This is a genomic window from Haloleucobacter ellipsoideus (assembly GCF_052491725.1).
In genome coordinates this window covers 185,422-199,588 of record NZ_JBQWAR010000019.1, presented here as the reverse complement: position 1 = coordinate 199,588, position 14,167 = coordinate 185,422, and the positions used below count along the sequence as shown (strand labels likewise).

Annotated in this window: 14 protein-coding genes and 1 riboswitch; of the genes, 6 read left to right on the top strand and 8 right to left on the bottom strand. The window is 62.8% G+C overall.

The window, feature by feature from the left end:
• Positions 1-3: 3 nt before the first annotated feature.
• Positions 4-212, bottom strand: a riboswitch (cobalamin riboswitch).
• Positions 213-334: 122 nt separating this feature from the next.
• Positions 335-1,135 carry an enoyl-CoA hydratase gene (locus tag ACT6QG_RS11035; RefSeq protein ID WP_444977619.1) on the bottom strand — a complete coding sequence of 267 codons (801 nt, stop codon included), beginning with the start codon at positions 1,133-1,135 and terminating at the stop codon, positions 335-337.
• A 173-nt stretch (positions 1,136-1,308) separates the two neighbouring features.
• Here ACT6QG_RS11035 and ACT6QG_RS11030 point away from each other — a divergent pair, with 173 nt between their 5' ends.
• Entirely contained in the window at positions 1,309-2,115 is an 807-nt protein-coding gene (locus ACT6QG_RS11030; RefSeq protein ID WP_444977618.1) for a proteasome-type protease, read from the top strand.
• Between the two features lie 51 nt (positions 2,116-2,166).
• Here ACT6QG_RS11030 and ACT6QG_RS11025 read toward each other — a convergent pair whose 3' ends face one another.
• From ACT6QG_RS11025 to coaD, 3 genes are all read right to left on the bottom strand, one after another.
• A complete protein-coding gene (locus ACT6QG_RS11025) occupies positions 2,167-2,622 on the bottom strand; it encodes a peptidylprolyl isomerase (protein ID WP_444977617.1) in 456 nt (151 codons plus the stop codon).
• Between the two features lie 164 nt (positions 2,623-2,786).
• On the bottom strand, positions 2,787-3,353 hold the full coding sequence (locus ACT6QG_RS11020) for a peptidylprolyl isomerase (RefSeq protein ID WP_444977616.1): 567 nt from the start codon (positions 3,351-3,353) through the stop codon (positions 2,787-2,789).
• Between the two features lie 42 nt (positions 3,354-3,395).
• Positions 3,396-3,917, bottom strand: coding sequence for a pantetheine-phosphate adenylyltransferase (gene coaD, locus ACT6QG_RS11015; RefSeq protein ID WP_444977615.1), 522 nt, complete (start codon positions 3,915-3,917; stop codon positions 3,396-3,398).
• Between the two features lie 333 nt (positions 3,918-4,250).
• On the opposite strand from coaD, the gene ACT6QG_RS11010 reads away from it, so the two are divergent.
• Complete coding sequence (locus ACT6QG_RS11010) at positions 4,251-5,882, top strand: Na+/H+ antiporter (protein ID WP_444977614.1); 1,632 nt, start codon at positions 4,251-4,253, stop codon at positions 5,880-5,882.
• Between the two features lie 34 nt (positions 5,883-5,916).
• Here the strand turns inward: ACT6QG_RS11010 and ACT6QG_RS11005 are convergent, their stop codons facing one another.
• The 3 genes from ACT6QG_RS11005 to ACT6QG_RS10995 form a co-directional block, all read right to left on the bottom strand.
• Positions 5,917-6,762, bottom strand: a complete 846-nt coding sequence (locus ACT6QG_RS11005) for a DODA-type extradiol aromatic ring-opening family dioxygenase (protein WP_444977613.1) — start codon at positions 6,760-6,762, stop codon at positions 5,917-5,919.
• Positions 6,763-7,008: 246 nt separating this feature from the next.
• On the bottom strand, positions 7,009-7,938 hold the full coding sequence (locus tag ACT6QG_RS11000) for a histone deacetylase family protein (RefSeq protein ID WP_444977612.1): 930 nt from the start codon (positions 7,936-7,938) through the stop codon (positions 7,009-7,011).
• 147 nt (positions 7,939-8,085) lie between these two features.
• Positions 8,086-9,105, bottom strand: a complete 1,020-nt coding sequence (locus tag ACT6QG_RS10995) for an L-threonylcarbamoyladenylate synthase (protein ID WP_444977611.1) — start codon at positions 9,103-9,105, stop codon at positions 8,086-8,088.
• 208 nt (positions 9,106-9,313) lie between these two features.
• On the opposite strand from ACT6QG_RS10995, the gene ACT6QG_RS10990 reads away from it, so the two are divergent.
• Complete coding sequence (locus ACT6QG_RS10990) at positions 9,314-11,110, top strand: acyl-CoA dehydrogenase family protein (RefSeq protein WP_444977610.1); 1,797 nt, start codon at positions 9,314-9,316, stop codon at positions 11,108-11,110.
• A gap of 90 nt (positions 11,111-11,200) precedes the next feature.
• Here the strand turns inward: ACT6QG_RS10990 and pdxH are convergent, their stop codons facing one another.
• The gene (gene pdxH, locus ACT6QG_RS10985) at positions 11,201-11,842 is read right to left on the bottom strand and encodes a pyridoxamine 5'-phosphate oxidase (protein ID WP_444977609.1); all 642 of its coding nucleotides are present in this window, start codon (positions 11,840-11,842) and stop codon (positions 11,201-11,203) included.
• 109 nt (positions 11,843-11,951) lie between these two features.
• Here pdxH and ACT6QG_RS10980 point away from each other — a divergent pair, with 109 nt between their 5' ends.
• The 3 genes from ACT6QG_RS10980 (at position 11,952) to ACT6QG_RS10970 (ending at position 14,020) form a co-directional block, all read left to right on the top strand.
• A complete protein-coding gene (locus tag ACT6QG_RS10980) occupies positions 11,952-12,362 on the top strand; it encodes an RT0821/Lpp0805 family surface protein (RefSeq protein ID WP_444977608.1) in 411 nt (136 codons plus the stop codon).
• Positions 12,363-12,498: 136 nt separating this feature from the next.
• Complete coding sequence (locus ACT6QG_RS10975) at positions 12,499-13,440, top strand: DnaJ C-terminal domain-containing protein (RefSeq protein WP_444977607.1); 942 nt, start codon at positions 12,499-12,501, stop codon at positions 13,438-13,440.
• A 130-nt stretch (positions 13,441-13,570) separates the two neighbouring features.
• Positions 13,571-14,020, top strand: coding sequence for a MaoC family dehydratase (locus ACT6QG_RS10970; protein WP_444977606.1), 450 nt, complete (start codon positions 13,571-13,573; stop codon positions 14,018-14,020).
• Positions 14,021-14,167 lie beyond the last annotated feature (147 nt).

The window sequence follows — 14,167 nt, the reverse complement described above, 5'->3', positions numbered from 1 at the left end:
GCGTGTGACCACGACTCGACGGCAGGTTTCCTGGCTTGCAGCTCATTCTCGTTTTTCGCCTTCCCAGGCATCCCATGCCCAGTGGCTGTGTGAAAAACGAAGCGCCGCTCACAGTTGCGGGGGCAGCTGCAGATTGGATGCGCCAGAAGGCGAATCGCACTGCATTCCCTTTTCATCCTTGCGGGAAGGACACCGTCATGGCGGAAATTAGGCGAGGTGCTGCTGATGCGTCAATGCATCTATGGTTCATATGCAACAACTGTTGCCGGATTGCCACGAAAGGGCAATCCGGTTGCAGTTTCTTCAAGCCTGCATGCCCTGATGGGCAGCCAGATCAGCGATGCTTGAAGGTTGCAGCGCGCTTTTCGGTGAAGGCGCGCATGCCTTCCTTCTGGTCCTCTGTGGAAAACAGGGCGTGGAATGTGCGGCGCTCGAACAGAATACCCTCGTTCAGGCCCAGTTCCAGCGCCCGATTCACCGCTTCCTTTGCGGAAATGAGCGAAGGCTTGCCGAAATTGGCGATGGTGCGGGCGGTTTCAAGCACCTCTTCCATATGGCGCTCGGCGGGCACAACGCGCGAGACGAGGCCGGCGCGCTCTGCCTCATGGGCATCGATCATGCGCCCGGTCAGCACAAGGTCCATGGCCTTGTATTTGCCGATGGCCTTGGTGAGGCGCTGGGAGCCGCCCATGCCGGGAATGACGCCAAGCTTGATTTCCGGCTGGCCGAAACGCGCCGTCTCGGAAGCAATGATGAGATCGCACATCATGGCCAGCTCGCAGCCGCCGCCAAGGGCAAAGCCGGAAACGGCGGCAATCAGAGGCGTGCGGCAGCGCCCCACGGCATCCCAGCCGGCGAACCAGTCCGCCAGAAGCATTTCCACGGAGCTGCGCTCGGCCATTTCCTTGATGTCCGCCCCGGCCGCAAACGCCTTTTCCGAGCCGGTGATGACAATCGCGCCCACATCCACATCGCTGTCGAGAGCGGTGATGACCTTGCTCATCTCTGTCATCACGGCAAGGTTGAGGGCGTTCAGCGCCTTGGGACGATTGAGACGGACAATCGCGACCCGGCCCTCCCGCTCGACAAGAACGATATCTTCACTCTGGGACTGCGTTTCCGGTGTCTTGGACATGGAGCCTCCTCTGAACGCTGACAGGAGAGTGGCAGCGATTCTTCTTATATGGGCCAGTAGTGCCAGCCCTGTGTAAAGGAAAGATTGCACCGCACCGTGAAGCCGCTGCATGTGCGCATTGCAGGATACAGTTTGTCCTCGTTATAATCATCTCCCGTCATGAGGGCCTTGTGATGACATATTGCTGCGGATTACTGGTGCGTGAAGGGCTCGTGCTTTTGGCAGATACCCGCACCAATGCGGGGCTGGACAATATCTCCACCTTCCGCAAGCTCCATGTTTTCGAGGAGCCGGGCCATCATGTCATCGGCCTTGCGACCGCGGGCAATCTTTCCGTCAGCCAGTCTGTCATCAGCCTCCTGCGGGAGGGGTTCCCCTCGGAAGAGGGAGGTGAGACCCACCAGTTGCGCGATTGCCACAGCATGTTTCAGGCCGCGCGGCTGGTTGGCGAGGCCATCCGCCATGTGAACCGGGTGAACGGTGCCCTGAAGGAAGAGAGCGGCGGCATCAATTTCGAGGTGTCATTCCTGGTCGGCGGGCAGATTCTGGGTGGGCCCTCGCGCCTGTTCATGGTTTACAGCGCGGGCAACTTCATTGAATGCACGCCGGATACGCCCTTCTTCCAGATTGGCGAGCACAAATATGGCAAGCCGATCCTCGACCGGGCGGTGCATTATGACATGCCGCTCGCCGATGCCCTGAAGATTGCGCTCATCTCCATGGATTCGACCATGCGCTCCAATCTGGGCGTGGGGCTGCCGCTGGATGTGCTGGTGGCTTATGACGACAAGCTGCAGGCGGAGCTGATCCACCGCATAGAGGCAGGTGATCCCTATTTCCATGATTTGCGGGAACGCTGGGGCGCGGCGCTGCGGGCGGCGCACAGTTCCATTCCGCGCCCGCCCTATCTCAAGCAGATCCGTCCGACGGTCGTGTCCGGTGCGGCTGTCGGGTGGGATGAGGGCGCCGGGGGCGAGTAGGAAAGAAAAAGGGCGCCGGAAGGCGCCCTTTCCATATGGTGTGCGGCAGACTCAGGCCTTGGGCTGGAGCTTGGCGGAGATGATCTGGTCCGGGTCCTTCACGGGCTCGCCACGCTTGATCTGGTCCACATTTTCCATGCCGGAAACGACCTCGCCCCACACGGTGTACTGGCCATCCAGGAAGCGGGCATCGGCAAAGCAGATGAAGAACTGGCTGTCGCCGGAATCAGGGTTCTGGGCGCGGGCCATGGAAACGGTGCCGCGCTTGTGGGGAACGGCGTTGAACTCGGCCTTCAGCTTCTTGCCGGAGCCGCCCATGCCGGTGCCGGTCGGGTCGCCGGTCTGGGCCATGAAGCCCTCGATCACGCGGTGAAACGGCACACCATTATAGAAGCCGTCAGCCACCAGCTCCTTGATGCGCGCCACGTGGCCGGGCGCGACATCCGGGCGGAATGCGATGGTGACCGGGCCCTTGGTGGTCTCCAGAACGAGCACTTCCTCACTCATGTCGAAATCCTTAAGCATGTGTAGGGGCGGCATCCTGTCCGCCCGGTTTTGGTAAAGCCATCGTCGCGCAGATCCCGGGACCTTGATGCGCAAGACAGGTGGAAACAGCCTTTAGCGGCGGAAAGCCTGCGCTTTCATGAAGGCAGGCTTTCCGGCTGCGGGGCTCACTTCTTGGCGTCGGCCGCCACCTGCATCTTCACGATGCGGTCCGGGTTCGCCACCGAGCCATTCTGCGCGGCGGAACCCTTCTTGATCTTGTCCACATTCTCCATGCCGGACACCACTTCCCCGATGACGGTGTACTGACCGTTCAGGCTGGGGGTTTCATCAAGCATGATGAAGAACTGGGAGTTGGCGCTGTTGGGCGAAGACGAGCGGGCCATGCCCACCACGCCGCGCTTGAACGGCACGTTGGAGAACTCGGCCGGCAGATCGGCATATTTGGAGCCGCCGGTGCCATTGCCATACTGGCCATCACCGGTCTGGGCCATGAAGCCGTCAATCACGCGGTGGAACGGCACATTGTCATAATAACCCTCGCGCGCCAGGGTCTTGATCCGCTCGGCATGCTGGGGGGCGATATCCGGGCGAAGGGCGATGACGACACGGCCCTTGTTGGTATCCAGATAGATGGTGTTCTGCGGATCGGGCTTGCCCTGCGCTGCGGCGGGCAGGGCAAAGGCCAGAGCCAGCAGCAGGCCGGCACACAGGCGGCCGAGTACGCGCATCATGAAGGTCTCCTCGGAATGGCCCTCTGGCGGAGGGAATGCAGGTTATGTCGCGTCTTGCCGCGCGAACTTGGCTTTCAACCGTGCCAGTACGGGGGCTGGCACGAAGGCGGAAACATCTCCGCCCATACCGGCTATCTGCCGGACCAGCGTGGCGGTGATGGGGCGCACCATGGGGGAGGCCGGCAAAAAAACGGTCTGGATGGCGGGAGCCATGGCACCATTCATGCCGGCCATCTGCATTTCATAATCCAGATCCGTGCCGTCGCGCAGGCCGCGGATCAGCAGGGTGGCACCAATCTCGCGGGCGGTATCGATGATGAGCCCGTTGAAGGTGATGGCTTCAAGGCGGGTGTGTTCCGCCCGGGCAATGGGGCCGCACACATCCATCAGCATGGAGAGGCGCTCTTCGGCCGTGAACAGGGGCGTCTTGCCGGGATGGATGCCAACCGCAAGCACCAGCCGGTCCGCCATGCGACAGGCGGAACGCACGACATCAAGGTGCCCGTTGGTCAGCGGATCGAAGGAGCCGCCATAGATCGCGGTGCGGAATGCGGTGTCGCTCATGCCCAAAAGGGGTAGCGGGGACAGGGGCGGGATGCAACGGCCAAGTGCACGCCCTCACCGGCTTCAGGCATATTCATGATGACCGGCCGGGCCGGACAGGCCTGTTCCGGCGATTTATCGCAGGGATGAGCAGGATACGGGGCTGAGGATGCTAGCCACAAATATATGCCGGTGAATCAGGCCATCCGCTTTTGGGAATGCGAATCTCATATAGGAAGGCCATGCTGATCGCATTATCGCCGTGAGGATCATTTAGCGGCATTTCACGCGCTTTCCTCCATTCCACCATTTTAGTCTTGCCCTGCCTGACGCTTTCCCCCATCGGGTACCATCATGGAAACGATCACGACTGCCCTCGTTCTGCTGCTTGCTGTCGTTCTCAGTGGCTGGCTCACCCGTGCTCTCCCCATCGGGGTGCCGATTCCGCTTGTGCAGATCGCCCTGGGCGCGGTCATTGCCCTGGGGGCGGATCTGGCGGTTGAGTTGCACCCGGATATTTTCTTCCTGCTCTTCCTGCCGCCGCTGCTGTTTCTGGATGCCTGGCATATTCCCAAGCAGGGGCTGCTGAAGGACAAGTCGATGATCTTGTCCATGGCGCTGGGACTTGTGGTCTTTACCGTGGTCGGGGTCGGCTATTTCGTGCACTGGATGATTCCGGCCATGCCGCTGGCGGTCGGTTTCGCGCTGGCGGCAATTCTCTCGCCCACGGACCCGATCGCCGTGTCGGCGATTTCCGAGCGCGTGACGGTTCCGCGCCGACTGATGAACGTGCTGTCCGGGGAGGCGCTTCTGAATGATGCCTCCGGCCTCGTCTGCATGAGCTTTGCCGTGACGGCGGTGTTGACGGGCGCCTTCTCGCTGCTGGATGCGATGGGCACCTTTGTCTGGCTGGTGGTGTGCGGTGTGAGTGTGGGCGTGACCACCACGCTGGCGACAACCTATGTCAAGCAGCAGATGAACCGCCGGTTCGGTTCTGAAGGCGGCTCGGAAGTGCTGATCAGCCTTCTCATTCCCTTCGGAGCCTATCTTGCCGCGGAACATCTGGGCGGTTCGGGTATTCTTGCCGCGGTGGCAGCCGGCATCACCATGAGTTACGCGGAGCTGGGCGGCCAGATCGTCGCCACCGCACGGGTGCGCCGCAGCACGGTGTGGGACACAGTGGGGTTCGTGGCCAATGGTGTCATCTTCGTGCTGCTGGGGGAACAGTTGCCCCGCATCGTGGAGGGGGCGACGTTCGCCCTGCGCGAGGCCGGCCAGCATAATCCGCTGTGGCTGATCATCTATGTGTTCGCCATCAATATTGCGCTGGTCCTGCTGCGGCTGGTGTGGACATGGGTATCCATGCGGCTGACCATGTCGCGCGCCAGCAATGGCGCGGTGAAGACCAACTGGCGGCTGCTGCTGGTCATCTCCATCGCCGGCGTGCGCGGGACCGTGACCCTTGCCGGCGTGCTCTCCCTGCCGCTCTTCATGGATGACGGCTCACTGTTCCCGGTGCGTGATCTGGCCATCTTCCTGGCCGCGGGCGTGATCATCCTGTCGCTCATCACCGCCAGCATCGGCCTGCCTTTCCTGCTGAAGGGGCTGCAATTGCCGCAGGTGGAAACCGGGCTGAAGGAAGAGGAGCATGCCCGTGTCGCCGCAGCGCAAGCCGCCATCAGCGCCATCGAGCAGGCCCAGCATGCCCTCAGCGAAGGCCGCCACGATGCGGACCTTTATGCCGAGATCGGCGCGCGGGTGATGGATCTCTACCGCCAGCGTGTCAGTGGCCGTTCCGGTTCCGGCGAGGATGCGGACCGCTATCGCGCTTCCGAGCGTATCGAGCGCGAGCTGCGTCTGGCCGGCCTGCGGGCCGAGCGGGAGGAGTTCTACAGGCGTGGCCGCCGCCTTGGACTGTCGGATTCCGTTGTGCGCAAGCTCGTGTCCGAGGTTGATCTCGCCGAGGCGCGCCTGACCGCCGAATGAAGGGCGCGCCTCGCTTGATCTGTCTGGTCTGCACTCAGCCGAAGCGGAAGCCGGAATTGGCCTTGCCAAAGGTCTTGTTGGCATAGGTGCGCACGGCTGTATCCGTTCCCGCTGCTCCCGCCGCGACAAGGAGCGGGATGAGATGTTCGCTGGTGGGGTGGCACAATCGGGCGGATGGCGCCTGCGCCCATGCACAAAGCCGTGCAGCGCGCCTTTCGGCATCCGGCTCTTCCACGGCTTGTGTCAGCCAGGCATCAAAGGCCGCCGCGCCTTCGGCAACCTGCGCATCGGCAGACCAGAAGTGGCGCAGATTGTGGAAGGACAGGCCACTGCCTACGATCAGCACATCCTCATCCCGCAGCGGGGCAAGGGCGCGGCCAATATCGAGATGGGTGCGCGGGTCGAGTCCTTCTTTCAGGGAAAGCTGGACAAGGGGCACATCAGCCTGCGGGTAGATCAGCATGAAGGGAATGAAGGTGCCATGGTCGAAACCGCGCGCATCATCTTCCCCGCTTTCGATCCCCGCCTCGGCCAGCAGGTCCCGCGTGCGCCGGGCAAGGGCGGGTGAGCCGGGGGCAGGATAGGACAGCTGATAGGTGTGCGGGGGAAAGCCGTAATAATCATAGAGCAGGCCGGGGTGCGGATGGGTCGTCACTGTCGGCTTTTCCGCTTCCCAGTGGCCGGAAACCACCAGCACCGCACGCGGACGGCGGCCGATTTCCGCATCCAGTGCGCGCAGATGGGCGGCCAGAGGCGCCCATGGATCGACCTGTCCCGCGGGTGGTTTCAGAAATGGCCATGGACCGCCGCCATGGGGAATGAAGAGGGTGGGCAGGCGCGGCTTGTTCTGCGGGGTATCGCCTGAAGTCGGGCTGGTCATCGGGGTGATCCTGTCAGTGCAGGATGAGAGCGCATCCTGCTTCCCCCTCAATATGGTAACCGGCTCGCGCGGAGCGAGAGGCACGGCGGAGGCCAGATGTCCGCCATGTTCCAGCTCACACTGGAGAATCTCTTCAACGCATTGAAAAATAACAGATTTTTTCGCGCGCGCGGCAATGTTGCGCCAATCCGCATCTGTGCTTGCACTGTTGCAAGCACAGATGTCTGGCTGAACTGGAAGGGCTCTCTAGCCGCGCATGAGTGCCGTGACATGGGCTGCGGCAGAGGTGGCGAGGGAATTGAGGTCATATCCCCCCTCCAGCAGGGAGACCACGCGCCCGTCACATGTCTTGTCTGCCAGCGCCATGAGACGCTGGGTCACCCATGTGAAGTCGCTCTCCACCAGCCGGATATCGCCCATCGGGTCATCCTTGTGGGCATCGAAACCGGCGGAGATGATGACCAGATCCGGGCTGAAAGCCTCAAGGCGGGGCAGGATGCGGGTGATCATGGCCTCACGGAATACCGAACCATCATCACCTGCCCGCAGGGGGGCGTTGACGATGGTGTCTGCCTCGCCGGTTTCGCCGAGCTCCCCGGTGCCCGGAAACAGGGGCATCTCGTGGGTGGAGCAATACATCACGCTCGGGTCATTCCAGAAAATGGCCTGCGTGCCATTGCCGTGGTGCACATCGAAATCGATTATGGCGACCCGGTCAGCCCCATATTTGGCCTGTGCGTGGCGGGCAGCGATGGCGGCCTGGTTGAGCAGGCAGAAGCCCATGGGCTTGCGGATCTCGCAATGGTGGCCGGGCGGGCGCATGGCCACAAAGGCATTGGCGACCTTGCGCTCCATCACCTCATCCACGGCGAAGCAGGCTCCGCCAACCGCACGCAGGGCCGCCTCCCAGCTTCCCGGCGACATGACGGTATCATCATCGATACGCACGATACCCTCGGCGGGAACCGCCGCGCCCAGCGCATCGACAAAATCCTCAGGGTGAACGCGAATGATGTCCCGGCGCTCTCCGAGCGGGGCAAGATCCCGCGCGAGAAGGGAGAATTTCTCCTGCTCCAGAATGCGATCCAGCACACGCAGGCGATCGGCCCGCTCGGGATGACCGTCCGGTGTGAGATGTTTCAGGCCAGCCGGATGGGTGACGAGCAATGTAGACATGGACGTGGGCGCCTCCCCGGGGCACTGGTTTTCTTTGAATCATACCATATTCATATCCCCGGCACCTGAATTTGAGGCGGCTCAATTGGTCGGATAGTGCTTTCGTCCTGCCCGCACGGCCTGTACGGGAGGGGTTGAAAGCAGAATTTATGTATTGATCATAAGGTCTTCTTGCGGACGGGGGGCGGCAGCGCGGCCCAGCCTGTCGGCAATCGCCTCGCCAAGTCCGGTCCGGGGCAGGGGCACGACAGCAATTGCACGGGCGCCCGAGGCATCCAGCGTGCGCAGGGCATCATACAGGCGCGCTGCCGCCTGGGTGAGGTCTCCTTCCGGGCTGAGGTCGAATATCGTCGCCGCCTGTTCAGCGCCCGGCGGAGTTGCTCCGGCAAAAGTGAGCAGCGCCTCTCCGGCCTCGACCCCGGATGCATCAAGCCGCACATGCGCGCGCGGCGCATAATGGGAGGCAAGACGGCCGGGAGAGGCCGGGCGGGTGCTGTCATCCACGGCGGCCGCCGTGATCGCAAAGCCGAGAACGGATTCGATCGCCTCCCGCGTGATCCCGCCCGGGCGCAGAAGATAGGGGATGGGCCCCGTGGCATCGATGATGGTGGATTCCACGCCGACTTCCGTCGGGCCGCTGTCGAGAATTCCATCGATGCGCCCGCTCAGATCCTCCATCACATGGGCGGCGGATGTGGGCGAGACATGGCCGGAGCGGTTGGCGCTGGGGGCAACCACAGGGCATCCACAGGCCGCAAGCAGGGCCTGGGCAACAGGATGATCCGGCACCCGCAGCGCCACCGTATCCAGACCCGCCCGTGCCAGATCGCAGATCGCGCCTCCGGCGAACGGCACCACCAGAGTCAGCGGCCCCGGCCAGAAGGCAGCCGCAAGCTTTCGTGCGGCATCGTTGAAAATACCATTCTGGATTGCATCTTCCGCATGGGGGAAATGCGAAATAAGCGGGTTGAAAGCCGGTCGCCCCTTCGCGGCATAGAGATCCGCAACCGCCTGTGGATTGGTCGCATCCGCCCCAAGGCCATAGACGGTCTCGGTCGGGAAGGCGAGGAGGCCACCGCTTTGCAATATGGATGCAGCAATTTTTATGGCATCCTGCTGCTGTATGTGCAGAAGTTGTGTGGGGCGGTGTGAAATTGGCTGGGCCATTCTGGTTGCGTCATCTTGCAGCCCCCGTCATAAGAGGCTTCCGTAAACGGAAGTCGCGTTCCTGATGGGGCATAATCAGAAACAGGCGGCGCGCACATGAATGTCGCGCACGGACACTTCCGCGAGCGGGCCGGCATCGGCGCTTAGAGCGCGGACGGCCGTTTGGGTCAAGCTGCACGCATGGGGCGTGCGTCGCAAGGAGAGAGTGATGACGTATCGTGCTCCCGTGGAGGATGTTTCCTTTTTCCTGAAGACCTGTACGGCCCTGCCGCGACTGGCGGATGAGGGTCTGGTCGACCTGACCCTTGATCTTGTCGAGCCGGTTCTGGAAGAGGCGGGCAAGTTTGCCTCGGCCGTCGTCGATCCGCTGGATCGCGTGGGAGACCAGCAGGGCTGTGTGCTGAAGGATGGTGCGGTCACCACTCCTGCGGGCTGGAAGGCGGCCTACAAGAGCTGGACGGAAGCCGGATGGGGCGCCGTGGCGGCGGAAGAGCGCTTCGGCGGCCAGAATCTGCCCCTGTCGGTGACATCGGCGCTGACAGAGTTCTGGAACTCCGCCTCGCCTTCTTTCGGCATTGGCGGCGTTCTGACCATGGGGTCCGTTGAGGCGCTCACCGCCCATGGCTCCGAATATCTCCAGAAGACCTATCTGGAAAAGCTCGTCTCCGGCGTATGGAGCGGCACCATGAACCTGACGGAGCCGCAGGCCGGTTCCGATCTGGCCGCCCTGCGCGCCAAGGCGGTGAAGCAGGATGACGGCACCTACCGCATTTTCGGCACCAAGATCTTCATCACCTATGGTGAGCAGGATGTGTCCGAGAACATCATCCATCTGGTGCTCGCCCGCCTGCCGGATGCGCCCGCGGGCGTGAAGGGTATCTCGCTGTTCGTGGTGCCGAAATATCTGGTGAATGAGGACGGCAGCCTTGGCGCGCGCAATGATGTGTGGTGCACCGGGCTGGAGCACAAGCTGGGCCTGCATGGCTCCCCCACCTGCACCATGACCTTCGGTGACAAGGGAGAGGGCGCGATCGGCTGGCTGGTCGGCGAGGAAAACCGTGGCCTCGCCTGCATGTTCACGATGATGAACAATGCGCGTCTGGCTGTCGGCATTCAGGGTGTGGCGGTGGCCGAGCGCGCCACCCAGCGCGCCCTGGCCTATGCCAAGGAGCGCCGGCAGGGCAAGGCGCCGGGCTGGACCGGGGAGGGCATGGCCCCCATCATCATGCATGCCGATGTGCAGCGCATGCTGATGACCATGCGCGCCGAAACGGATGCCGCCCGCGCCATCTGCCTGATGACCGCAGACGCCCTTGACCGCTATCACCGCCTGCCGGATGCGGATGCCCGCAGCGCCGCCCACGCGGAGGCCAGCGTTCTCACCCCGGTCGCCAAGGCCTTTTCGACGGATGCCGGCATCGAGGTCACCTCGCTTGGCGTGCAGGTGCATGGCGGTGCAGGCTATATCGAGGAGACCGGCGCGGCACAGCATTATCGCGATGCCCGCATCTTCGCGATTTATGAGGGCACGAACGGCATTCAGGCCATAGATCTGGTGACCCGCAAGCTGCCGCTCGAAGGCGGCGCGGTGGTGGATGCGCTGATCGACAGCTACCGCCAGACCGCCGATGAGCTGAAGGCACAGGACAGCGCCCTGTTCGGCCATGCCGGTGAGCGGCTGGCAGAGGCCGTGGAGGCGCTCGGCCGTGCAACGGCGAAGGTGAAGGATTGGCTCGGCGAGGATACGGGCAAGGTGCTGGCCGGGGCGACCCCCTATCTGCGCCTGTTCGCCCGCGCCGCAGGTGGTGCCTATCTGGCGCGCACGGCCATCGCATCCGCCCGGCTCATCAGCGAAGGGGACAGCGATCCGCGTCTGCACTCCCGCATCGCCATTGCGCGTTTCTTTGCGGAGAATCTGTGCCCGCAGGCCGAAGGGCTGGAGGAGATCGTCATTGGCGGGTATCACAGCCTTGCCGGTGCATCTGCTGTGCTGAATCTGGATTGATGAATGCGTGGCCATCAAGGCCGCGCATGCCGGACCAAAAAGAAAGGCGGCCTTCCGGGCCGCCTTTTTTCATGCATTGAGGGCCAGCGCTCAGGGAAACAGGCGGGTGGTTTCCCATGAAGCTTCCGGCGAGGGGCGGCGGAAGACCACACGGTCATGCAGGCGGAAGGGCCGGTCATGCCAGAACTCGATGGAGACGGGCAGCAGGCGGAAGCCGGTCCAGTGCGGCGGGCGTGGCACGGTGCCGATGGCATATTTGGCCGTGGTCCTGGCCACTGCGGCCTCCAGCGCGAAGCGCCCTTCCAGAGGGGTGGATTGCTGGCTGGCCCATGCGCCGATCTGGGAGAGGCGCGGGCGCGAGGCGAAATAGGCGTCCGCCTCGGCATCGCTCACATTTTCCACGGGGCCGCGCACACGCACCTGCCGGCGCAGTGATTTCCAGTGAAACACCAGTGCGGCCTTGGGGTTGCCCGCCAGCTCGCGCCCCTTGGCGCTGCCTGTATTGGTGTAGAAAACGAATCCCCGGTCATCCACCCCCTTCAGAAGAACCATGCGCGCATCCGGCAGGCCGGTTTCATCCACAGTTGCCAGTGTCATGGCATTGGGATCGTTAACCTCATTCTTCTCTGCATCCGCCAGCCACTGCTGAAACAGGCCAAACGGGTCTTTGGCCTGCGTGAAATCACCAGATGTTAAGGGGTCATGGGCTTCCTTTGGGTTCTGCGTCGTCATGTGGGAGCCCCTTGTGCCTCGTCGAATCCCGACCGCGCCCGAATGGGAGCGGACACCTTCTTATAGAAGTCCCGTCCGCTTTCGCGAAGGGCTCCGCGCTGGAGCCGGCGTGGTTTTGCTTGCGCTTGTTGCCGCATGCGGGGGCTGCTCGGGCATGGGCGCGGCGCTGGACGACGCTGATCTGGAGACCGGCTCCATCTCATCGCGCCCCTCCACTGCGCGTGACAACCTGCCCGAACCGCCGCAGGGCATTATCGTTTCAGACTGGCGCATGGCCACCCAGGCGCTGGATGAGGCGCTGGAAGCCGTGGATGATGACGTCTCGGTGGAATGGCAGAATATGGAAACCGGCGCGCGTGGCACCGCAACTCCCATCGGGGCGGCGCGCAGTGGCGGGTGCCGTGACTTCATGATCGCCATACTCATGGAGCAGGTGGCGGATCGCTGGGTGCGCGGTGAGGCATGCCGCAAGTCCGGCAAAACGCAGTTCTCCCAGGTGCGGGTGCTGGACCAGACCTAGAAAATGGTCGCAACCGGATATTTTGGCCATGATTTTGCCGGTTGAGGCAGGGGGAGGCGTTGCATTTTTGTCTCTCCGGTCCCACATGCTGCCTGCGGTTGGTGTATGAAAATGCTGGCCGGCGAGGTGATGATTGATGCGTGATCCATACGAAGTTCTCGGCATTTCCAAGACAGCCGACGAAGCGGAGATCAAGCGCGCCTATCGGCGGCTGGCGAAAAAGCTGCATCCTGACGCGAACGCGTCTGACCCGAAGGCGCAGGACAAGTTCGCGGAACTCAATACCGCCCACGAAATTCTGGCCGACAAGGAAAAGCGCGGCCAGTATGACCGTGGCGAGATTGATGCCGAAGGCAAGCCGCGCGCGCCCGAATTCTCCGGCTTTGGTGGCGGACGCGGGCCAGGCGGCTTTTCCGGCTTCGATGGCGATACGATTTTCGAGAGCTTTTCTTTTGGTCCGGGTGGCGCGCGCCGCGGCGGCTCTGCCCGTGGTGGCGGCTTCGAGGATATCGGAGATATTTTCGGCTTTGGGCGTCAGCGCCGCTCTGCCGGTGGCGGTTTCCAGCCCTCGCCCGGTGCGGATGTGGAGCTTTCCCTTGCCGTGAGCTTTGAAGAGGCCACGGAGGGAGCGAAGAAGCGCGTCACTTTGCCGAATGGCAAGCAGATCGAGATCAAGATCGCGGCAGGTACCCGCGAGGGTCATCGCATGCGCCTGAAGGGGCAGGGCCATCCCAGCCCGATGGGCGGGCCTGCGGGTGATGCCTATGTCACCATCTCCTATGCCACCCATGGCGTGTTCGAGCGCGATGGCGATGATCTGCGCCAGAATGTGGATGTGCCACTGGCCGATGCCGTACTGGGCGCGAAAGTGCGCGTGCGCACGCTCACGGGTGCGGTTGAGCTGAATGTGCCGGCCTGGACCTCGGGTGGGCGCACATTCCGCCTGCGCGGCAAGGGGCTGCCCAGGGAGGGCGGCGGTCATGGCGACATGAAGGTGCGGATCAACCTGATTCTGCCGGATGAGAAGGACGAGGCTCTCGTCGAACTCGCCCGCAAATGGCGCGGAGCGGCTGAGTAAGCCGCTCCTTGCACCGCATCACGCATCAAGGTGCTGATCTTTCAACTCCGGTTGTTCGGTATTTCGCGTTTGAATGCGGTGCAAAACGCCCTACAGTCCGTCATCTGACCAAAGAAGTCGGTGGTGGATCATGTTTCTTGAACTCCAGAACCTGTTTTTCGAAGATCTTTCGGTCGGGAGGACCGAGCGTATTTCCAAGACGATCTCGTCTTCGGATATTGTCGGCTTTGCCGAGCTGACGGGGGATCGTAATCCGATCCACCTTTCCCAGCATTTTGCAGCCAAAACCCCCTTTGGCGGGCGTATCGCACACGGGCTTTACACGGCCGGGCTGATTTCCGCCGTTCTGGGCACGCGCCTGCCGGGGCCGGGGGCGATCTATATTTCCCAGACACTCAATTTCCGCGCGCCCGTGCGCATTGATGACACGGTGGATGTGGAAGTGCAGGTGGTGGAGCTGATGCCGGCCAAGTGTCGCGCGCGCCTGTCCTGCGTCTGCTCCGTGAATGGAGAGGTGGTGCTGGATGGGGAGGCCTGGGTGAAGGTGCCTTCGGCCGAAACGGTGCGGGCGCCGGCCTGAGGGCGGTCCTCATGCTGCGGAAGAGGCGCGCCTTCTCCTGATGAGGGGCAGCGCTTGCAAAACGGCATGTCGAGGGTTTTCCTCGGGTATTTCCCGGAGGCGTCCCTTCTGTAACATTCGTGTTATGCCTCCTGGCGGCCGGATCAT

Coding starts and splice junctions, on each gene's coding strand:
- pdxH (WP_444977609.1), bottom strand. CDS start 11,842: ATGACGACGCAGAACCCAAAGGAAGCCCATGACCCCTTAACATCTGGT.
- ACT6QG_RS11010 (WP_444977614.1), top strand. CDS start 4,251: ATGGAAACGATCACGACTGCCCTCGTTCTGCTGCTTGCTGTCGTTCTC.
- ACT6QG_RS11025 (WP_444977617.1), bottom strand. CDS start 2,622: ATGAGTGAGGAAGTGCTCGTTCTGGAGACCACCAAGGGCCCGGTCACC.
- ACT6QG_RS10970 (WP_444977606.1), top strand. CDS start 13,571: ATGTTTCTTGAACTCCAGAACCTGTTTTTCGAAGATCTTTCGGTCGGG.
- ACT6QG_RS11005 (WP_444977613.1), bottom strand. CDS start 6,762: ATGACCAGCCCGACTTCAGGCGATACCCCGCAGAACAAGCCGCGCCTG.
- ACT6QG_RS11035 (WP_444977619.1), bottom strand. CDS start 1,135: ATGTCCAAGACACCGGAAACGCAGTCCCAGAGTGAAGATATCGTTCTT.
- ACT6QG_RS11020 (WP_444977616.1), bottom strand. CDS start 3,353: ATGATGCGCGTACTCGGCCGCCTGTGTGCCGGCCTGCTGCTGGCTCTG.
- ACT6QG_RS10995 (WP_444977611.1), bottom strand. CDS start 9,105: ATGGCCCAGCCAATTTCACACCGCCCCACACAACTTCTGCACATACAG.
- ACT6QG_RS11000 (WP_444977612.1), bottom strand. CDS start 7,938: ATGTCTACATTGCTCGTCACCCATCCGGCTGGCCTGAAACATCTCACA.
- coaD (WP_444977615.1), bottom strand. CDS start 3,917: ATGAGCGACACCGCATTCCGCACCGCGATCTATGGCGGCTCCTTCGAT.
- ACT6QG_RS10990 (WP_444977610.1), top strand. CDS start 9,314: ATGACGTATCGTGCTCCCGTGGAGGATGTTTCCTTTTTCCTGAAGACC.
- ACT6QG_RS11030 (WP_444977618.1), top strand. CDS start 1,309: ATGACATATTGCTGCGGATTACTGGTGCGTGAAGGGCTCGTGCTTTTG.
- ACT6QG_RS10975 (WP_444977607.1), top strand. CDS start 12,499: ATGCGTGATCCATACGAAGTTCTCGGCATTTCCAAGACAGCCGACGAA.